The organism is Acinetobacter sp. 226-1, assembly GCF_030329325.1.
Taxonomy (GTDB): domain Bacteria; phylum Pseudomonadota; class Gammaproteobacteria; order Pseudomonadales; family Moraxellaceae; genus Acinetobacter; species Acinetobacter sichuanensis.
In genome coordinates, this window is record NZ_JACANU010000006.1 from 61,937 (window position 1) to 82,123 (window position 20,187).

Consider the following 20,187-nt stretch of genomic DNA (forward strand, 5'->3'; position numbering starts at 1 on the left):
CCCTCAGGCCTTGATCGTAGGACGAACAGTTACGTCACCACCAGTCGCACCAGGAATCGCGCCTTTAACAACAAGAACTGAACGCTCTGTGTCGATAGCAACAATTTCAAGACCCTGTGTAGTTACGCGTTCAGCACCTAAATGGCCAGCCATTTTTTTGCCTTTGAATACGCGACCAGGAGTCTGGTTTTGACCAGTAGAACCTAAAACACGGTGAGATACAGAGTTACCGTGAGTAGCATCTTGAGTACGGAAGTTCCAACGCTTAACACCACCTTGGAAACCTTTACCTTTAGACGTACCAGTTACATCAACGATTTGACCAACTGTGAACATATCAACAGTTAGTGTACCGCCAACTTCACGACCTTCAAGATCAGCTTCTGTAGCACGGAATTCTTGAACCAGACGACCAGCAGCAACACCCGCTTTAGCAAAGTGACCTTTCTGAGCGTTAGTTACGCGAGATTCGCGACGTTCACCAGTAGTGATTTGAATCGCTTGATAACCATCAGTTTCAAGCGTTTTGATTTGAGTGATACGGTTAGGATCAACCTCAATCACTGTTACAGGTACAGAAACACCAGCATCTGTAAAGATACGTGTCATACCGCACTTGCGACCGACTAAACCAATAGCCATGTGCATAAACCTCTAAAAAAGCGGCTTAATTAACTTAGAGCGTTAATTAACCGAAAGTCTTAACCCAATGCGATCTGAACATCAACACCAGCTGCAAGATCCAACTTCATCAATGCATCTACAGTTTTGTCTGTAGGTTGAACGATGTCGATCAAACGTTTATAAGTGCGGATCTCGTATTGGTCACGCGCATCTTTGTTAACGTGTGGTGATGTTAAAACGTTGAAACGTTCGATGCGAGTAGGCATCGGAATTGGACCACACACTTGTGCGCCAGTACGTTTTGCTGTTTCTACGATCTCTTGAGAAGATTGATCAATTAAACGATGATCAAAAGACTTAAGACGGATACGAATTCTCTGGTTAGACATACCAGTTAACTCCAAGCCAAATATATAAAGAATCACTCCTGACGCATCTCACCCCACTAAAAAGGCAAGTGTCAAGAGCAGTGAAAATCACTAAGGTCGTGATCGATGCCACGACTGTAACGATCTGGATAACTTTCTTCGCTATCCAACCCTTCGCATCGAAGGGTCGCCCATTATAACGATTGTTTAACGCTTAAGCAAATATATTTAGCATTTTTCCTTATTTTTTAAATAACACATATGAATCAATGTGTTTGCTTTTTATTCAACGATTAAGTTTGTAATACATAATCAATTGCATGATTTAAAAGTTGTCGACCCTGCTCAAAATCATTTTTTTGGGAGGTTTTCAAATAGTCCAAAGCCTGTACATATTGCCCTTGAAAAACTTGCTGATCTTCTTCATGTTCAATAAAAATTTCTAAGCTCTGGGGCGTGATTTCTGGGTGAAACTGAAAACCAATGACATTTTTCCCAATTTGATACACTTGATTCGCACAAACATTATTTTCAGCCAAACGAATAGCACCTTTGGGAATATCAAAAGTTTCACTATGCCATTGCATCACTTGCATCACTAAAGGCAATTGAAAGCAAAATTCAGGTATTGCTGCACTTTTATAAACAGTCGTCCATCCTAATTCTTGCATTGTATTTCGATACACATTTGCACCTAACGCATTTGCAATGAGCTGCCCACCCAAACATAAACCAATCGCAGGTTTAAATGCAGCCAAATAACGTCGAATCCAACGTTTTTCTATTTTTAACCAAGGATAATTAACTTCATCATTTACGCTCATTTCTCCTCCCATAATAATGAGTAAATCGACATCATCAATATGAGGTAAAGCATCAATGTCTAAATGAAAATCTTTAGGAAGTGCAAAAAACTCTGTCGCTGTAATTTCTGCATTTAATGATTTTAAATAATCATAACAACTACCAAAACCTTCACCTGTAATATGCTGAAAATAGTGAACTTTAAGTTTTTTCATGGGATCACCTATTTTTGTAGTATCGTTTATTCAATCAAGTCAAAATCTAGATACTGTGATGCAAAAAGGAAGCCAACCACCATTTTAAAAATTATTTTTTCACAAATATTTGCTTTCACCCTACAAATCGTTATGTTTTGCTTAGATTAATTTTTTTATTTATTTGAGACTCATGATGAACCAAAAAAACTTTCAAACTTCACTTATTCATGCACCACGCAAAGCACCTCAATATATAGATACAGTACAACCTCCCCTATTTCGTGCATCCACGATTATTTTCAAAGATACAAATGCACTATTTAATCGCCATTGGACGGATGAATATGACTATAGTTATGGCACACATGGCACACCAACAACATTTACTTTAGGTGACAATATTGCTCAAATCGAAGGGGGAAAATATTGCTTACTGGCGCCCAGTGGCTTATCGGCAATTAATCTGGTGAATTCATGTTTTTTAGGACATGGTGATGAAGTCTGGGTTGCCGATAATATTTATGGTCCAAATATGGAGCATTTACGCAATCTTGAAACGCGCTATGGAATTATTGTCAAAGTCTATAATCCAATTGATGCCAGTACATTTCAACCTAGCCAAAACGCAAAACTCATTTGGTTAGAAGCCGCTGGCTCTGTAACTTTAGAATTTCCAGACCTCATCAACCTCGTAAAAAAAGCCAAAGAAAAAAATATACTGACTGCTTTAGATAATACTTGGGGAGCAGGTCTAGCATTTAATGCTTTTGATTTTAGCAATGAACATTTATCTGTTGACATTTCAGTTCATGCTCTCACTAAATATCCAAGTGGTGGTGGCGATATTTTAATGGGTTCTGTCGTGACTCAAAACCCAAAACTCCATCATGAATTATTTCGCATACATGCGATTCAGGGGATTGCCATTTCAGGGGATGATGCAGCACAAGTACAGCGTAGTTTAGCTTCAATGCAAATTCGCTATCAACATCAAGCACAAACAGCCCTAAAAATTTTAACATGGTTAAAAACCCAAGATATTTTTGCACAAGTTTTACACCCTGCCGACCCTGATAATATTAGCCATCAATATTGGAAAGAAACTTGTCAAACTGAACAAAGTGCAGGTTTAGTGAGTGTAATTTTCAAACCTGAATATGATATCCAAGCTATTCGTAAATTTTGTGACCATTTACAATTATTTAAACTGGGTTTTAGCTGGGGTGGTCCTGTTAGCTTAGTGATGCTTTATCAACTCAATCAAATGCGTCAACTGAAACATTCTCATTTACAAAATGGTATTTTGGTACGTTTCTGTATTGGCTTAGAAGATGCTGAAGATTTAATTCAAGATATTCAATATGCGCTAAATTCTTTGATTTAATTTAACTTAGCAAACAAATAGACCCTTATGAGGGTCTATTTTTCATTTCACACATATATTAAAAATAATTCAATAATCAATTTATTTACAACACAAAATAACGATAAATATTGATTAAATAATATTTTTTATTACTCTCTAGTTTGTCTCAATAATTTTTTTATTTATCTCGGTATTGCAATTTTATTCATAAAGATATATTTTAAATACATCTTATAAAGCCAGATTAAAAAGGTCTAGCCATGACTCCAGAACATATCGAACTTGTTAAAGCGACTGTACCTGTGCTTCGTGAAAATGGTGTTGCACTTACTCAATATTTTTATAACAGAATGTTAGCCAACCATCCTGAGCTAAAAAATGTTTTTAATATGGATCATCAAAGCTCTGGGCGTCAACCTCGTGCCTTAGCAGCAGCGGTACTGGCTTATGCTGAACATATTGAAAATCCTAGTGTTTTAGCGAAAGCGATTGAGCATATCACCACAAAACATGTTAGCCTCAACATTCAAGCTGACCAATATGCCATTGTTGGTGACAACCTCTTACACTCTATCAGTGAAGTGTTAAATGTTCCTTTTGAATCGGATTTAATTGCGGCTTGGAAAGAAGCTTATTTACAACTCGCTGATATTTTAATTCAAACTGAAAAAAATAAATATGAAGGCTTAGCACAGCAAAATGGTGGCTGGTCGGGTTGGCGTCCATTTGAAATTACAGCAATAGAAGCAACAGAAACTGGTAAGAAATTTACATTGAAAGCACAAGATCATCAGCCAATTCCAACTGCTGAAGAAAAATCTTATATTTCAGTGAAAGTTCAAGTGCCAAATCACGAAATCCAACAACCTCAACAGTTTGTTTTTTCAGAAGCTCAAAATAATTCTGAATATCAAATTGAGGCTAAATCTGTTGAAACACCAACCGAGTTTTCAGTCGCCAATATTTTGCTAGATCATTATAAAGTTGGCGATACCGTACAAGTCACCGCACCATTAAAAGGCTAAAATACGCTTATATAATGATAGGTCAATGTAAAAGTTGACCTATTTAGTCTGATTTATTTTTAAGTACTTTTCATTTCAATAAGTTTCAAGCTAACATAGCTTTAAGTTCATTCATTGAAAGCGTTATGCAGTTAAATAAGTTTACTGATTATGCACTTCGCCTAGTCCTTTACGTCTCAAAACCCAAAGACACGCCCTACACTATTGCTGAGATCGCCAAAGATTTACAAGTTTCAGAAAATCACTTAGTCAAAATTGTTCATTTTATGGCAAAGCAAAACTGGCTGACCACAACACGTGGTAAAGGTGGTGGAATTCGTTTAGATCCAAATGTATACACTTGTCAACTTGGGGCAATGGTACGTATTTTACAAGGTGAAGCACCCATCGTTGAATGTAATACTCCGCCCTGTGTTTTGAGAAGTCGTTGTGGTTTAAAAGGTATTTTAGATGATGCCGTTGAACATTTTTATCAAGTTCTAGACCAATACACCATCGCAGATGTTGTTGCTCGCTCACAAGGTGCAGTTAAATCTCAGCACTCTCCTATAGAACTCATTCAACTCTAATCAAAGATTAATTTTCTATCTTTTCGAATATTTTTAATTGTAAATTTCACGGTTATATTTCAGGTTGATTTCTTAATTTACACGCATAAATTCGTCAGAAGCACTCTGATCATTTATACTAGTATCCAATTTTTAGTTTGAAGTTGAATTATGCATCGCAGCAGTGGAAAGTCGAAAAATAGTAAAACAGCAAGTGCTCCTCGGCAGAAAATTAGCTACGAAAAAAAGGTAGACTCAGTTGTTTCTGAATACTCAGCCATTGCATTAAATTGGTTGCGTAAAGCTGAATTTTTAATGAGTGCACCAAAACTGGATTTGTGCGTAGAAGATACAGGCTATGAAGTTGCTTTCGCAGGGCGCTCGAATGCTGGAAAATCCAGCGCAATTAATGCTATTACCAATCAAAAGCAACTCGCTCGCGCTTCTAAAAAACCTGGTCGTACACAAATGATCAACTTTTTTAGTTTAGGAAATCCAAATCAACGTCTGGTCGATTTACCTGGTTATGGCTATGCAGCTGTACCCGAGGCAATGAAAATTGTTTGGCAAAAAGAACTTGAAAATTATTTGATTCATCGTCAAAGCTTACAAGGTTTGATTTTGCTCATGGATATTCGCCATCCTTTACAACATTTTGATGTCATGATGTTAGAGTGGGCTTATTCACGTCAATTATTTGTCCATGTGTTGTTAACCAAATCTGATAAGCTTAATCGCGGTCCTGCTCATCAAGCATTATTAGATGTAAAACAAGAATTGAAAAAGATGAAACTTAACTTTTCAATTCAACTTTTTTCTTCTTTAAACAAACAAGGTCTAGAAGAGCTTGCCAGTGTTATGGGTGGTCGTTTAAACTTTACTCTGGACAACCCGACAGGCTTTGATCTAGACAGCATTCCTGAAGCATCCGAATCTGACTTAGAATTAGAGCAAAACGAAATATCTGAACAACAACCCTTAATATCAGATTCAGATAAAACAGAATAAATTTGTGATTGTCTGACCAAATTCATCACAAATTGATATTGGAATGTCCTAAATTGCTAATAACAATTCGGGACATTTTTTTATACTAAAGAAAAGTGTGAAATCACGAAAGAAAAATTAGGACACTGTGATGAAGTTATTATCTCGATTAAAGAACAGTAAGATTGGATCGTCTATTCAGTATCATATCAAACCACGTAAAGTGAAATTTGAATGGCAAGAAACTCCTCTTGACTGGATTCCCACTCAGCCTTTTGTTAGCTATTTTGTAAATGAAATTAATAATATTTTACCTGCGGGTGAATTTTGGTTCTGCCGCTTATACAACCGTGTTTTACCTAAAATTACAGATGAAAAGTTAGCAGAAGATGTACGTGCATTTATTCGCCAAGAAGCAATGCATGCTCAAGCCCATGTTTCTGCGAATAAAGAATATTTAACTGTTCGTAATATTGATATCCAACGTAACCTAGATGTGATGGATTTTCTATTTGGAAAACTCTTAGCAGACAAACCTTTAGGCTTAAATATTCCTACAGCATTAGAACATCAGTGGGATTTATTCCGTTTAGGTATCGTAGCAACTGTTGAACACATGACTTGTGTACTTGGTAAGTATGTTCTTTATAATAAAAAGTGGGAACAACTAGGTGCCGATCCTAACATGCTTGATCTTGTTAAATGGCATGGTGCAGAAGAAATCGAACATCGTACTGTTGCATTTGATTTGTATCGTCACTTAGGTGGTGGATATATTTCTCGTTATTATCAAAGTGTGATCGTAATTGCTGCTGTTCTTGGTTTATGGGTAGATGGTGCAGCACATATCATGGGACAAGATCCACGTTTTGCAGACAAAAAACCTGCTGTATACAAACCATGGATTTGGCGTGAGTGGGCAAAAATCGCTCAAGCAGATAATCGCCTTATGCCACACCCTTTATGGTTAGTTTCTCAACAACTTGGTTATTTAATGCCTTGGTATGATCCAGTACACGAAGCTAAAACTGAAGATGCTATTGCATATTTAGATCAATCTCCAGCAGCAAAACGTGCTTTACCTAAAGTCGCTTAATTTCTTGTAAAAAATAGCCATACTCGACGTATGGCTTTTGACTCTTTCTAATAAAAATATTATTATTTAATTAAACTTAAAAATTACTACTTACAATAAGAAGACTTCTAATGAAAAAATTACTTCAACTGGTTTACCTATTCTTTCAAAAACTTTTAGGAAAATCATTAAAATCAACTCCATCATCATTTTCAACCACACTCAACTCTCATACAGTGAGTTATTGCACGCACTTAATTCCATCATTAAAAGATAGTCATCAAAAACTCATCAAGGTTTACAAACAAATCGAAAAATCTTTGAAGTCAAAGCAATATGAAGAAGTTGCATCATTAATAAATATCTTAAATACAGATTTGCAGCATCATATTACACAAGAGGATATGAATTTTTATAGCTATCTTGAACAACAGTTTTCCAACCAACCTGACTATCTAGATTTTGTTAAAATGTATAAAGAGGATATGCACCATATTTCCCAGCAACTTATTACATTTATAAAAAAATGGCAAAATGAAACAGTTTCCGATACAAACGTTGCACTCTTTCAAAAAGAATATTTAGTGATTGGTCAGGTTCTGACACAACGTATAAGTGGTAAAGAGGATCAATTATATCCACTTTACCAACCATCTTTTTAGTTTTAACCCGAAGTAGATGTATTTTCTAATGCTTTAGTGTGGTGATCAACCACCACACTAATCATCATATCTCCTTGCACATTCACTACAGTTCTTACTGTATCCAATAAGCGATCTATGGGTAATAAAATTGCGATTGCTTCCGCAGGTAACCCTACAGATTGTAAGACCATGATCATCGTCACCATACCTGCACTTGGAATACCGGGCGCACCTAGAGATGCGATCATTGCTGTCAAACAAACAATAACTTGCTGCCCTAAACTTAAATCCAACCCCATCAGATTTGCAATAAATAAAGCCGCAGCAGCTTCATATAAAGCAGTACCATCCATATTTAACTGTGTACCCAGAGGAATCACAAAGCCTGCAGTTTGTGGTCTTACACCTAAATTTTCCTGCGCGCACTTCATGGATAAAGGCATCGTCGCTGAACTGGAACTGGTTGCAAATGCCGTAATCAAAGCGGTACGTGTTCCCTTAAAAAAGGTAATAGGATTCATTTTTCCAAAAATCCACAACAATAAAGGCAAAACAACCGCGCCATGAAAAATAGTTGTTCCCGTCACGACAGCCGCAAATTCAGCTAAACGACTTAATATTGAAATATCTTCTGTAGAAATCAATTTTGCGAGTAATGCAAAAATCCCAATCGGTGCGAGTTTCATTACCCATCCGACCATCATCATCATCACTTCAAAAAACTGTGTACTCAGTTGTCTGATGCCCTTAAAACGCTCTCCACCTTTGACCAGAGCAACACCAAGGAGTAATGCAAATAATACCACTGCAAGCACATTCCCTTCTGCAAATGCCTTGAATGGATTAATGAGGGTATTTTGAATAAAATTCGTAAAAAAAGAACTGGCTGTTAAGGTATCGGGTGTTTGGTGTTGATTCATTGCATCTTGAAATAAAGCAATATCTACCCCTTTTCCAACATCAAATAGATGCGCACAACTGATTCCAAGAATTAAAGCCAAAGTCGTTGTTGTTACACAACACGCTAAAGTGATTTTCCATGTTCGACTCAGTTGTCCGCCTGCCTGAAGATTAGAAACACCAACAACTATTGAGCTAAAAATCAGGGGAATTAACAGCATTTTTAACAAACCAATAAAAATACTACTGGCAATCCCTAAGCCGTAAATACTGGCATCAAAAAACTGCGTACTTGGAAATTGATTGAGTAAAAATCCAAATGCGATACCTAAAATGGCAGCGATTAAAATTTGTGTGTTTAGGCTCATCTATACTGACTATTTAATTCTTCCTTATTGGGCAATATGCCATTGATACTTTTATGAATCGAGCATTTTTTTGTGACAAGCTCAGTATAAAAATCACAAAGCCACCTTTTCAGATGGCTTTCTTTTATGATTTTGTTATTTCGCTCACTCGATTTTAACGTTGCTCAATTTCACGCATACGCATTAAGCCTTCCTGAGTCGTGCTACATACAAGCTGACCATTTTGCCACATACGACCATGATTTAAGCCTCGAGAGCTTGCTGTCACAGTTGCATCCATATCGTAAAGCATCCACTCATCTGCTTTCACAGGTTTATGGAAATAAATCGCATGATCAATACTCGCAATTTGAATACTCGGTGTTAAATAATTGACACCATGAGGTCGTAGCGCTGTCACCATAAAAGAATAATCTGAATAAAATGCAACGATCGCTTGATTTAACGCTACATCGTCCGCAAGTTCTGGCGGCAGCTTTTCATAGGTTTTCATATAGAAAGCATTTGATGGCGCTTCAGGTTGTGGCTGAAATGGGTTACTAATATTAATCGGCTTAATATCAATTTGTCGTGGACGCATAAAAGCTGTGCGAATATTTTCAGGAATAAAGTTAATTAAATTTTCTTTTAACTCTTGTTCAGATTTTAAGTCATCAGGTCGAGGATAATCTGGTTCATTGACTTGATAATTTAAACCATCCTCTGGCGTTGCAAATGAAATCATTGCTGAAAAAATAGTACGACCATGTTGAATGGCACGAACTTGGCGACTTAAGAAACTTTTACCATCACGTAACTTGTCTACTTCATAAATGATCGGTGCATTAATATCGCCACCATATAGAAAATAAGCATGCATCGAATGCGCAGGACGATCTGCTGTATAAGAAGCTGCACGTAAAGCCTGTCCTAAAACTTGCCCACCAAACACACGTTTGCCTACAAGATTACGACTTTGCCCACGAAAAATATGTTCTTCAAGCTTCTCAAGTGTTAAAAGATCAACAAGCTCTTGGGTTAAAGCATTCATATAAAAAACCTATTCTTATTTGGGCTGCCCTGAAGTAAAATTCATTACATGCCTGAAATGTCAGATAATGAGGGTTATTCTGCCATAATTTCAGTCTGATTGACTAAAGATTCATAAACAATGCCGTCACTTATTTTTTTTGTTATCATTTCTAAAAATACGATTTTTAACGATAAAGTTAAACACTGATGTGACGATTTATCAGAAAATATCATTTTGTTTTAAGGCTAATATTAAGAAAATATTGGCTTTTTATTTAATGCCATATTTCTTATGTGCTAGGAGTAAGTATGTCCAAGAGTGGTTTTGGTCAAATGTATCGTAAACTTTCGAGTAAGTTACTTGACCTTGTGGTAACTCCACATGTTCTTGGCGAGGTTCCAACGGAAGTACAACCTAAAGAAAATTTACCTAAAGACACTGAAATAGAGCAAGTAAAAACTCAAAAAATAGTGTGCTATGTACTACAAAACTTTTCACGTAGTAATGCTTTGGTCGTCGATGGTGAAACACGTCGTTTGAAGTTAGCGCCAGCGCTTGATCCTGTACAAGTAGGCTCAAATCGTGAAAAAGCCGCTATTTTATTTTTGCAGCATCAAGATGAAAATAATTATTTTAATCCACCATCTCACCCATTTCCGCCACGTTTATTGCGTTTAATTGATGCTTTAGAACAAAATCCAGAATTAGACATTGAATTGGTTCCTGTGACTGTACTTTGGGGACGTTCACCAGATAAAGAAGACTCTTGGTTTAAGCTGTTATTTACAGATACTTGGGCAACGCCAAGCAAAGTCAAACAGCTTATGAATATTGGTGTACATGGTCGTCAGTCGTTCCTAGAGTTTCATGAAGCCAAATCATTACGTGACTTAGTGAACTTTGCAAAAACGCAGCATCCAAATGTTTCACCTGCAACTTATATTATCAATCAATTGAATGATTATTTAGATCGTCAACGTGAAGTGATTCTGGGTCCTGACTTGTCAGACCGTCGTAATGTTATGTTGTCATTGATCAAGTCACCTGATGTGCAAGATGCAATTCGTAAAGAAAGTGTGCGCTCTAAAATCAGCATGATTGAAGCAGAACGTAAAGCGATTGGTTTCGTCAATGAAATTGCTTCGGATTATTCTTATTCAGCAGTGCGTTTTGCTGAAGTTGCCCTGACACGTTTATGGACGCAACTTTATGACGGGGTTGAAGTACATAACTTTAGCACTGTACGTGAACTGGCAAAAGACTATGAAATCATTTACACGCCATGTCACCGTAGTCATATCGACTACTTGTTATTGTCTTATGTGATCTTTAAACGTGGCTTGATGGTGCCATATATCGCTGCGGGTGATAATTTAAATATGCCTTTTGTAGGGCAGTTACTGCGTGGTGGCGGTGCATTCTTTATTCGTCGATCATTCCGTGGCAATGCATTGTATACCTCTGTCTTTAAAGAATATCTATATAGCATCCTTTCTCGTAACACGCCTTTGGAATACTTTATTGAAGGTGGACGTTCACGTACTGGTCGTTTATTGCCACCAAAAACGGGCATGTTAGCGATGACCGTGCATGGTCATTTACGTGGTAAAACCAAACCGATTGCATTTGTACCAACTTATATTGGTTATGAACGTTTGATGGAAGGTGCAACCTATGTTGGTGAAATGAATGGTAAGCCGAAAGAGTCCGAATCTATTTTTGGCATCATTCAGACGTTGAAAAAGATTGAACGTATTTTTGGTAAAGTACATGTCAATTTTGGTGAGCCTGTTTTCCTTGATGATATGTTAAAAGCACATGGTGCAGACCAAGTTCAGATTGCGCACAATGATGACCCTGTGCCAGATCAAGTTTCAGCGGCTGTAAATACTTCAGCACATATGATTTTGGAAAATATTAACCGTGCTGTGGTCATCAACCCTGTTTCATTGTTGTCGTTAATTTTATTGGCAACACCGAAGCATACACTTGATGAAGAAATCTGCATTAAACAACTTGATACCTATCGTGATTTGTTGACTGCTATTCCTTATGATGGTCGCACGCAAGTCACACCGCTTTCAGGCAAAGAAATCATTGCGTATGGTTTGAAACTGAAATTGATTAAGCGTGTGCAACACGTTCTTGGCGATATTATTGCCATTGCAGATAACCAAGCTGTTTTATTGACTTATTTCCGCAATAATATTTTACATGCTTTTGTTTTACCGTCACTTGTTGCAGCTTTGGTTGAACATAACGGTAAAATCAGTCATAGCGATTTGATCAATGTGATTCGCACACTTTATCCGTTCTTAAAAGCAGAATTGTTCTTGAAATGGAAAGATGATGAGATTCAAGATCAAGTCAGCCTATACGTCAAAGCTTTAGCGCAAGCAGATTTGATTTTTGTTGATGATGAAGGTTTTATTTTCAGTCCTGCACCAAACTCGAAAGATCATAATCAGCTTGCGGTATTGGCTGCACCAGTACGTCAGAGTCTTGAACGTTATTACATGACTTTGGCTTTGATCACACAGCGTGGTTCGGGGAATATCTCAACCAATCAAGTTGAGGTTTTGAGTCATTTATTGGGGCAGCGTTTGTCTGTGCTGTATGAGTTTAACTCGCCTGAGTTCTTTGATAAAGCGTTGTTCCAAAGTTTTATCAAGGTGTTGACTGAGCAAGGTTATATTGCTAAAAATGATGAAGGTTCGATTGTTTTTGATGAGCAATTTCGTAATGTTGCACAGTATGCCAACTTGGTGCTGGATGATGTGACTTTGCAAATGCTTCAACACATTACTTCGTTTACTGATGAAGAATTAAAAGAAGCGTTAGATGCAGTTGCTGCACAGCAAGCGAAGAAGCGTTTGAAACGGAAGAAGAAGTAAATCCTTGAAAATCCCCTCTCCTCTTTTAGGAGAGGGTTAGGAAAAAATTATTACTTTTTCTCTCGCGACTCAATCAAAGTCTCTCGATTTGTCGGTTTTACATTATTCTCTTGAACATTTCTTGTAGGTTCAGGCTTATATTCAGGAACTTCACGAAGTGGTTTTTGTTGAGATTGTGAATTGTTTGTAGGATCAGACATTTTTATAGCACCAAACTTTAAAACTAAGATTAAAACAAAATAACCTAATAAAGTAATAACTGAAAGCTTTAGAAAAAATAAGCTTTGATGTAAAGGTTGAATTTTACATTTTTCTAAGCTTTTATCTGTTTCCTCAATACAAACTCGACACTGATCACCGACAGATATATACATTTCAGGAGCAGTCTTAGTGGAGAGATTACGCCTGAAATTGTCATCAATCGCTATACGTTGTACATTAGTAAAATGAGATGCAGTAATTAAAAGCCACCAAGAAATAAAAATCAAACTAATCAAAATGAATGATAAAAAAATAACTAAAATTCTGAGTCCTGATGTAAGACTAGTAAATAAGGACTCAAATGAAGTGGAAAAGAAAACAGCTAAAATAGCAACAATTAATAGATTTAAAACTACTAAAAGACGCCCTGTTTTCTCTTCAAAGCCTTTACTTCTATCCAATTCTCTTTTGTACTCATCATAAGCAACAGAAAAGTAAAGTTTAGATACCTCTAAATAATCATTATCGTAACTTTCATTATTATCAGACACAATTAAAAACCTTTAAAAGATTTGATCAAAAAAAATAAAGAAACCTAAAAAGGCGATATCTAAATATAGTGTAGGTTTTCATATATTTCTCACGTTTAATATATTCTAATCAATGTTAAATATCTTCGTAAGATTAATTTAAAAAGTTATGTAACTTAATTATCCCAAAACCTCACCCCCAATTGATTAAACCACTCAGTAAAAATCTTCTTCCCTGTCTCCCCCTCACTTTCCAAAACCAACTCAGGTAAACCCAACTCACGCTGAATCTTTAAAATTTTCTCATGCAAAGGTTGAGGTTTATTATCGGTACAAATATATGATTTTTCAGGATGTTCCACGTGAAGCAAATGCGCTAAGAAATTTGCAAGATCATCAATATGAATCCGATTTGACCAATGAATATTTGGATAGGTCTTTGTGGTTTCAGCCAATTTGACCATTCTCGCTGTAGACGTTCCATAAATCCCTGTCGGACGTACAATTACACATTCATCAGGATAAGCCTGTTGCCATAATTGCTCCATTTTTAACAGCAAATGCCCTTGCTCATCACTTGGGATCGTTGGTGAATCATCATTGATCATTTCACCTTTATTTTCACCATAAACACGTGTAGACGACACCACGATAATTTTCTTTACAGGATGCTTTTTTAAAGCATTTACAATAGGCTGAATAGAATCCACATAAGTCTGCTGATACGCTTCCACAGAACTTAAAGTTGTATTTCGAGATGGCGCAAGCAAAACATAAGCTGTATCGACAGGTTGAATCTGCGATAAATCTAATTGGTGAATGTCTTGAATCAAATGTTCAGCAAAATCATCCTCTTTCGCACTACGGCTGACTGTGGTAATTTGGTGATCTTGTTGAAATAATTGTTTAGCAACACGCTGCGATGTTTTACCATAACCGATAAATAGAATATGCATCAGATGACCTATTCATAAAACTGATCAATTAAGATCACTAGAACCTAAGTAGAGGGGACATGGCTGCCGTCCATCAATTGCAAGGGGTTGGCAATGCCGCCGCTGCTTTACTTGAAAAACTGAATATTTTCACAACAGACGACCTGCTGTTTCATTTGCCACGTGACTATGAAGATCGTAGCACGATCATTGCCATGAACCAATTGCAGGTTGGGCGTAGCTACCTTATGGAAGGCGTGGTCAAGTCGATTGACATGCCACCCGGAAAGCGCAAATCGATGGCGATTTTGCTACAGGATGATTTTGGCAAAGTCACCTTACGTTTTTATCATATTTATAAAGCACTGACAGACCGTGCCAAAGCAGGCAATCGTTTAAGAATCTTTGGTGAAGTTCGTGTTGGTGCACGCGGTTTAGAGTTATATCATCCTGAAATACAGCTCATTACAGAACATACACCTTTACCTCAGACCGAACTCACAGCGATTTACCCTGCAACTGAGGGTTTGACCCAACCTAAACTACGTGAATATGTCAAACAAGCACTCAATCATCATGCCGATGACCTACCTGAACTCTTGCCTGAGAAATTTACCAATGGCTATGCCATGAAACAAGCGCTTGAATATATTCACCATCCGCCTGTGGATGCCAATATGTTGCAATTGTCGCAAGGTTCACACCCTGCACAGCAACGCCTAATTTTTGAAGAATTGGTGGCGCATCAAATCAGTTTACTCACACGACGAGCGTATATTCAGCAAATTGCAGCACCGTCATTTTCAGCCAGTAAAACATTTGCCAAACAGTTATTGGCAAGTTTACCTTTTGAAATGACCAATGCTCAAAAACGTGTGTCGAATGAAATTGCCAAAGATTTAAAACAAAATAAACCGATGTTGCGTTTAGTACAAGGTGATGTCGGCGCAGGAAAAACCTTGATTGCAGGTGTTGCCGCCTGTCATGCTTTGGAAGAAGGTTGGCAAGTGGCACTGATGGCACCGACTGAGATTTTAGCAGAGCAGCATTATCTGAACTTTAAAAAATGGTTTGAACCATTGGGTTTAAATGTGTCGTGGCTTTCAGGCAAACAAAAAGGTAAAGCACGAATGGCAGCCGAACAGACCCTTAAGGACGGTACGGCAAATGTCATTGTTGGTACACATGCACTGTTTCAGGACAATGTCGAATTTGCCAAATTGGGTTTAGTGATCATTGATGAACAGCATCGTTTTGGGGTCGATCAGCGTTTGGCACTGCGCAATAAAGGTGTAGACAATACCACGCCTCATCAACTTGTCATGACAGCAACACCGATTCCACGGACTTTGGCAATGTCTGCTTATGGCGACTTAGATACCTCAGTGATTGATGAACTTCCTCCCGGTCGTACTACGATTCAAACTGTGACCATTCCACTCGACAGACGTGAAGAAGTCTTACAGCGTATTGCCAAAAACTGTGTTGAAGGCAAACAAGCCTATTGGGTTTGTACTCTCGTCGAACAGTCGGAAACATTGGATGCACAAGCTGCCGAAGCCACGTATGCGGAAATTAAAGAGCGTTTTCCTGAACTGAATATTGGACTTGTGCATGGCAAAATGAAAGCTGATGACAAGCAAGCGGTCATGCAACAGTTCAAGGACAATGAATTACAGCTTTTAATTGCAACAACTGTGATTGAGGTCGGTGTCGATGTGCCGAATGCTTCGATTATGGTGATTGAAAATGCCGAGCGTCTAGGGCTTTCACAATTGCATCAGCTTCGTGGACGAGTTGGACGTGGTGCCACGGCAAGTTTCTGTGCCCTGCTCTATAAGCATCCACTGTCGCAAAATGGTCAGGAACGTTTACGCATCATGCGTGAAACCAATGACGGTTTTATTATTGCCGAAAAAGATCTGGAAATTCGTGGTCCGGGTGAACTACTTGGAACCAAACAAACAGGTGATATGGGCTTTCGTGTCGCCAAACTTGAACGAGATGATCATTTGCTCAATCAAGCACATTATGTCGCAAGCCAAGTATTAAAAGACTATCCTGAAAATGCAGAAGCATTGCTAAAAAGATGGTTACCTGAAGCACCGAGATATGCTTATGTTTAAATCCCTCCTTACAAAATAAAAGAACAAACCACAAAGAAATTTGCTATCGCGTTAGGCGACATGGATGTCGCCGTCAGGCAAGGGTGATAGGGATATCCCCTTTGCCTGACAAAGGGTTTTTGTTACTTTTCATCCTTGAAAAGTAAAGCATCACCTACGCAAATTTATAAAAACATTGAAATATAAATGAGGTAATGCAAACTCGATTCAGAACTTTGATCAATAATATTGAACTATAAATCTTGAGTTTTATTGAGTAAAATAACCCCTCAAAATAAAAAAGAACAAAAACATGCTCCAATTTATCAATCAGCTTATCCATAAAGGCGTACAAAGTATTTCCCCTTGCCTGCTTTGTAGCATCGACCGCCAACAACAGCACTCACTCTGCAATGAGTGTTGGGAACACCTGCCTTGGTATAAACAACATGTAATACGCCATGAACAAAATATTCTTTGTGCACATCACTATGACTTTCCAATTGATCGTATTATCCAAACCTATAAATATGAACAACAACTGCAATATCAAAACCTGCTTGCACACAGCTTGTTAAATCTAAGACTACCCAAAGTCCAAGCCATTGTACCCATGCCAATTTCTACAGAAAGACTCAAAGAACGTGGCTATAACCAAATGTTGGTCATTGCCAAAATTATGGCAAGAGAACTACAAATACCCGTGTGGCAACCAGTGATTCGTGCAGCACAGCATTCACAAAAAGGTTTAAGTCGGATTGAACGATTGGAAAATATTGAGAACCAATTTCAAATCATTAAAACTGAAAAACGCAAATATAAAAAAGTATTGATCATTGATGATGTCGTAACCACAGGAAGCTCAATTCATGCAATGAATCAAGCCTTAACAGATTTAGGTTGTCAGCAGATTTATAATGCATGTATTGCGGTTGCGGGAAGTAAACAGTCCGTGAATATTCAGTTTAAAACACATGATGAAACCATAAATGGCAAATCCAATTAAAACAATACCATTCAAAAAATAGTGTTGCTTTGGATTTCTATAAACCAAACGTGGTGGTGCTATCGCAGAGCGACACGGATGTCGCCCTTGGACAAGGGCGTCATGGATGTGCCCTTTGTCCAACAAAGGATTTTTGTTACTTTTCATCCTGAGCAAGAACAAAGCACTGCTTTGTTTACAGCGCAAGTGTAAGGCATCGCCTACACAAATCAATGTAAACTTTTCACTGAAATTTGAGGCATTGCTTAATTCACCAATATTTACCTTAATCTATTAATTGATCTATACACCACGGAATCACCACTTCTTTAGTTAATGGTGCAAGCAAGGTCTGATCATCATCCAAATCAATCCACTTCATCTCTACAATTTCAGCATCAATTCGAGGCGCTTGCTCCAATGTAACGTGATAAACATAACTTACCAATTGATGCCCTACTTCATTGGCTGCACTTGTTTCAAAACGACCAATAAATTGCTGAATATCGGCTTTTGCACCAATTTCTTCTGCAATCTCACGTAACATGGTGTGTTCAGGCGCCTCTTTTTCCTCTAACTTGCCACCCACCTGCATAAAAAACTCAGTATTTTTCTTGCGAACCAACAGCAATTCATTTTGCTCATTGAGAATGATGGCAGCGGCAACAGTAATAACGTTCATGACAGTGATAAAATAAAAAACACAATATATTGTGATATTAATTCAATGAACATGCAATATATTGTGTTTAAGATAATTATTAAATGTAAATAAACGCTGTATTTTTAATTAGTCAAACTTTTTATCTACGTCATCCAATTTAACCAATTCTTTACGGTCTTTCACACCCCATTTTGGCTCAGGTGCTTGATAGTTTTCAAATTTCAATAAAATTTCATCTAAACAATCTGAGTGAATCAATTGATCAGTGAAACGTGCTTTAGAAAAGCCTTTATCCGTGGTCAGCTGAATAAATTTTAATAAATCATCATAAAAACCTTCAACATTTAAGAAAGCGCACGGCTTTAAATGAATCCCCAATTGCGCCCACGTCCATTGCTCAAAAATTTCTTCTATTGTTCCTGCACCACCTGGCAAAGCAATAAAACCATCCGAAAGCTCAGACATTTTGGTTTTACGTTCGTGCATATTTTTAACAATATACAGTTCCGTTAAATGTGGATGCGCCAACTCACGATCCACCAAACCTTGCGGAATTACGCCAATCACTTTGCCACCAACCGCCAAAGCACTGTCTGCAACAATGCCCATTAAGCCAGAACGACCACCACCATAAACCAAAGTTTTGCCCTGTTTGGCGATAGTTTCACCAGTCAGTTTAGCAATATCAGCAAAAATTTGATCTGAACCAAGCGACGAACCACAAAAAATTGCAATAGAATTCATAAATTTAACCTAATTTTAACTTTGTCATGTTACAGTTATAAATCAATGATCAAGATTTTTTTTGCAAAAGAATGATCAAATCAGTGTTTTTAATGAAATCCTTGTCTAAAATACACGCATCGATTTAACGCTATACTGCGCAAGGGAGAAAAGACACTATGCTTGAAGCCTTTTATGCCACAGAGCGCGGTAGCTTAGAAGATGCAACCATCAATGGAGGATTTGATTTACACCCTGAATTGGTGTGGATTGACCTTATCGCACCTTCACAAGAAGAGCAAGAATGGGTACTACAAGCCTATGAGCAAAACTTCCCCACGCTAAAATCACTTGAAGACATTTCATCATCGGCTCGATTTTACCGTGATGATGATGGTATTTTACATATCAGCACTTATTTTTTAACGAAAAACAAAAACTATCAAGTTGAAGGAGATCCTGAAGATTCTTCAAATATGTTAGCAACTGTGCAAACTGTTGCCTTTATTTTGCATAAAGAACGCCTATTCACGCTACGTGGTGAAAAACTTGTCGCTTTTCGTGCCTTTAGAGCACGTGCTCGACGCAATGACTATGACATTGACTATAAAGATCCAACTTGGATTTTATTGGGCTTACTTGAAGCAAAACTAGATGAATTAGCTGATATTTTAGAAGATGTGCATAAAGATTTAGAGCTCTATTCTACTGAAGTGCTGAATGTTCGACATCGTGAACAAATCTTAGATTTGGATGACATGATTACTCGTTTAGCGCAAAAAGAAGATATGATCGGAAAAGCACAACTGTGCTTAATCGATTTGCGTCGTGTATTGACTTTCCTATCTCGTCCTCGTGCTTTAGGCAGCCATATTTATGATGGTGATATTCGTGAGCTAAGCGAAGATGTACGCTCTTTGGTTGAGCATGATGCCTTTTTATTTCAAAAAGTTCGATTCCTACTCGACACAACTTCTGGCTTCATTAACACCGAACAAAACGATACAATTCGTCGATTCTCCATTTTACCCAGTATGCTTGCACCTCCGATGCTCATCGCCAGTATCTATGGGATGAACACTGAAGTTTTACCTTTTGCCCATGGTACGACGAGTTTTTATGTGGTTATTAGTATTTTGGTTGCGTTCTTTGTTGGACCATTGATTTACTTTAGATGGAAAAAATGGATTTGATTTTTTGCTTATGTATACATTCATAAAAAAAGCACCTTT

The 20,187-nt window shown here is 37.6% G+C and carries 19 protein-coding genes; 10 read left to right on the top strand and 9 right to left on the bottom strand.

The window, feature by feature from the left end:
• Positions 1-3: 3 nt before the first annotated feature.
• The 3 genes from rplC to HX124_RS11225 all read right to left on the bottom strand — a co-directional run bounded on the left by rplC (position 4) and on the right by HX124_RS11225 (position 2,011).
• Positions 4-642, bottom strand: a complete 639-nt coding sequence (gene rplC, locus HX124_RS11215; RefSeq protein WP_286377551.1) for a 50S ribosomal protein L3 — start codon at positions 640-642, stop codon at positions 4-6.
• Positions 643-701: 59 nt separating this feature from the next.
• A complete protein-coding gene (gene rpsJ, locus HX124_RS11220) occupies positions 702-1,013 on the bottom strand; it encodes a 30S ribosomal protein S10 (protein ID WP_004725677.1) in 312 nt (103 codons plus the stop codon).
• 272 nt (positions 1,014-1,285) lie between these two features.
• A complete protein-coding gene (locus tag HX124_RS11225) occupies positions 1,286-2,011 on the bottom strand; it encodes a type 1 glutamine amidotransferase (protein ID WP_107007574.1) in 726 nt (241 codons plus the stop codon).
• Between the two features lie 175 nt (positions 2,012-2,186).
• On the opposite strand from HX124_RS11225, the gene HX124_RS11230 reads away from it, so the two are divergent.
• From HX124_RS11230 to HX124_RS11255, 6 genes are all read left to right on the top strand, one after another.
• Positions 2,187-3,377, top strand: a complete 1,191-nt coding sequence (locus HX124_RS11230) for a PLP-dependent transferase (RefSeq protein WP_286383156.1) — start codon at positions 2,187-2,189, stop codon at positions 3,375-3,377.
• A gap of 242 nt (positions 3,378-3,619) precedes the next feature.
• A complete protein-coding gene (locus tag HX124_RS11235) occupies positions 3,620-4,384 on the top strand; it encodes a globin domain-containing protein (RefSeq protein WP_286383157.1) in 765 nt (254 codons plus the stop codon).
• A gap of 125 nt (positions 4,385-4,509) precedes the next feature.
• Positions 4,510-4,953, top strand: a complete 444-nt coding sequence (locus HX124_RS11240) for an RrF2 family transcriptional regulator (RefSeq protein WP_286383158.1) — start codon at positions 4,510-4,512, stop codon at positions 4,951-4,953.
• Between the two features lie 150 nt (positions 4,954-5,103).
• Entirely contained in the window at positions 5,104-5,940 is an 837-nt protein-coding gene (yihA, locus tag HX124_RS11245; protein WP_107007570.1) for a ribosome biogenesis GTP-binding protein YihA/YsxC, read from the top strand.
• Between the two features lie 130 nt (positions 5,941-6,070).
• The gene (locus HX124_RS11250; protein WP_286383159.1) at positions 6,071-7,015 is read left to right on the top strand and encodes a metal-dependent hydrolase; all 945 of its coding nucleotides are present in this window, start codon (positions 6,071-6,073) and stop codon (positions 7,013-7,015) included.
• 110 nt (positions 7,016-7,125) lie between these two features.
• Positions 7,126-7,656, top strand: a complete 531-nt coding sequence (locus tag HX124_RS11255; protein ID WP_286383160.1) for a hemerythrin domain-containing protein — start codon at positions 7,126-7,128, stop codon at positions 7,654-7,656.
• Between the two features lie 2 nt (positions 7,657-7,658).
• On the opposite strand, the gene HX124_RS11260 is transcribed toward HX124_RS11255, so the two are convergent.
• Positions 7,659-8,906 (bottom strand): dicarboxylate/amino acid:cation symporter, encoded by a 1,248-nt coding sequence (locus HX124_RS11260; RefSeq protein ID WP_286377543.1) that lies wholly within the window; start codon positions 8,904-8,906, stop codon positions 7,659-7,661.
• A gap of 154 nt (positions 8,907-9,060) precedes the next feature.
• Positions 9,061-9,936 (bottom strand): acyl-CoA thioesterase, encoded by an 876-nt coding sequence (locus tag HX124_RS11265; protein WP_107007566.1) that lies wholly within the window; start codon positions 9,934-9,936, stop codon positions 9,061-9,063.
• Positions 9,937-10,226: 290 nt separating this feature from the next.
• Between HX124_RS11265 and plsB the strand changes: the two genes are divergently transcribed.
• Positions 10,227-12,812, top strand: a complete 2,586-nt coding sequence (gene plsB / locus HX124_RS11270; RefSeq protein WP_286383161.1) for a glycerol-3-phosphate 1-O-acyltransferase PlsB — start codon at positions 10,227-10,229, stop codon at positions 12,810-12,812.
• Positions 12,813-12,862: 50 nt separating this feature from the next.
• Here plsB and HX124_RS11275 read toward each other — a convergent pair whose 3' ends face one another.
• Positions 12,863-13,564, bottom strand: a complete 702-nt coding sequence (locus HX124_RS11275; protein ID WP_286383162.1) for a hypothetical protein — start codon at positions 13,562-13,564, stop codon at positions 12,863-12,865.
• A 155-nt stretch (positions 13,565-13,719) separates the two neighbouring features.
• Complete coding sequence (locus HX124_RS11280; RefSeq protein WP_286383163.1) at positions 13,720-14,499, bottom strand: NAD(P)H-binding protein; 780 nt, start codon at positions 14,497-14,499, stop codon at positions 13,720-13,722.
• A gap of 59 nt (positions 14,500-14,558) precedes the next feature.
• Between HX124_RS11280 and recG the strand changes: the two genes are divergently transcribed.
• On the top strand, positions 14,559-16,604 hold the full coding sequence (gene recG / locus HX124_RS11285; RefSeq protein WP_286383164.1) for an ATP-dependent DNA helicase RecG: 2,046 nt from the start codon (positions 14,559-14,561) through the stop codon (positions 16,602-16,604).
• Positions 16,605-16,896: 292 nt separating this feature from the next.
• Positions 16,897-17,589, top strand: a complete 693-nt coding sequence (locus HX124_RS11290) for a ComF family protein (RefSeq protein WP_286383165.1) — start codon at positions 16,897-16,899, stop codon at positions 17,587-17,589.
• A 265-nt stretch (positions 17,590-17,854) separates the two neighbouring features.
• On the opposite strand, the gene HX124_RS11295 is transcribed toward HX124_RS11290, so the two are convergent.
• A complete protein-coding gene (locus tag HX124_RS11295) occupies positions 17,855-18,250 on the bottom strand; it encodes an NUDIX hydrolase (protein ID WP_286383166.1) in 396 nt (131 codons plus the stop codon).
• Between the two features lie 108 nt (positions 18,251-18,358).
• Entirely contained in the window at positions 18,359-18,976 is a 618-nt protein-coding gene (locus HX124_RS11300; protein WP_286383167.1) for an LOG family protein, read from the bottom strand.
• Positions 18,977-19,134: 158 nt separating this feature from the next.
• Here HX124_RS11300 and HX124_RS11305 point away from each other — a divergent pair, with 158 nt between their 5' ends.
• Positions 19,135-20,148 (top strand): CorA family divalent cation transporter, encoded by a 1,014-nt coding sequence (locus tag HX124_RS11305; RefSeq protein WP_107007556.1) that lies wholly within the window; start codon positions 19,135-19,137, stop codon positions 20,146-20,148.
• The last annotated feature ends 39 nt before the right edge of the window (positions 20,149-20,187 follow it).

Coding starts and splice junctions, on each gene's coding strand:
- rplC (WP_286377551.1), bottom strand. CDS start 642: ATGGCTATTGGTTTAGTCGGTCGCAAGTGCGGTATGACACGTATCTTT.
- rpsJ (WP_004725677.1), bottom strand. CDS start 1,013: ATGTCTAACCAGAGAATTCGTATCCGTCTTAAGTCTTTTGATCATCGT.
- HX124_RS11225 (WP_107007574.1), bottom strand. CDS start 2,011: ATGAAAAAACTTAAAGTTCACTATTTTCAGCATATTACAGGTGAAGGT.
- HX124_RS11230 (WP_286383156.1), top strand. CDS start 2,187: ATGAACCAAAAAAACTTTCAAACTTCACTTATTCATGCACCACGCAAA.
- HX124_RS11235 (WP_286383157.1), top strand. CDS start 3,620: ATGACTCCAGAACATATCGAACTTGTTAAAGCGACTGTACCTGTGCTT.
- HX124_RS11240 (WP_286383158.1), top strand. CDS start 4,510: ATGCAGTTAAATAAGTTTACTGATTATGCACTTCGCCTAGTCCTTTAC.
- yihA (WP_107007570.1), top strand. CDS start 5,104: ATGCATCGCAGCAGTGGAAAGTCGAAAAATAGTAAAACAGCAAGTGCT.
- HX124_RS11250 (WP_286383159.1), top strand. CDS start 6,071: ATGAAGTTATTATCTCGATTAAAGAACAGTAAGATTGGATCGTCTATT.
- HX124_RS11255 (WP_286383160.1), top strand. CDS start 7,126: ATGAAAAAATTACTTCAACTGGTTTACCTATTCTTTCAAAAACTTTTA.
- HX124_RS11260 (WP_286377543.1), bottom strand. CDS start 8,906: ATGAGCCTAAACACACAAATTTTAATCGCTGCCATTTTAGGTATCGCA.
- HX124_RS11265 (WP_107007566.1), bottom strand. CDS start 9,936: ATGAATGCTTTAACCCAAGAGCTTGTTGATCTTTTAACACTTGAGAAG.
- plsB (WP_286383161.1), top strand. CDS start 10,227: ATGTCCAAGAGTGGTTTTGGTCAAATGTATCGTAAACTTTCGAGTAAG.
- HX124_RS11280 (WP_286383163.1), bottom strand. CDS start 14,499: ATGCATATTCTATTTATCGGTTATGGTAAAACATCGCAGCGTGTTGCT.
- recG (WP_286383164.1), top strand. CDS start 14,559: ATGGCTGCCGTCCATCAATTGCAAGGGGTTGGCAATGCCGCCGCTGCT.
- HX124_RS11290 (WP_286383165.1), top strand. CDS start 16,897: ATGCTCCAATTTATCAATCAGCTTATCCATAAAGGCGTACAAAGTATT.
- HX124_RS11295 (WP_286383166.1), bottom strand. CDS start 18,250: ATGAACGTTATTACTGTTGCCGCTGCCATCATTCTCAATGAGCAAAAT.
- HX124_RS11300 (WP_286383167.1), bottom strand. CDS start 18,976: ATGAATTCTATTGCAATTTTTTGTGGTTCGTCGCTTGGTTCAGATCAA.
- HX124_RS11305 (WP_107007556.1), top strand. CDS start 19,135: ATGCTTGAAGCCTTTTATGCCACAGAGCGCGGTAGCTTAGAAGATGCA.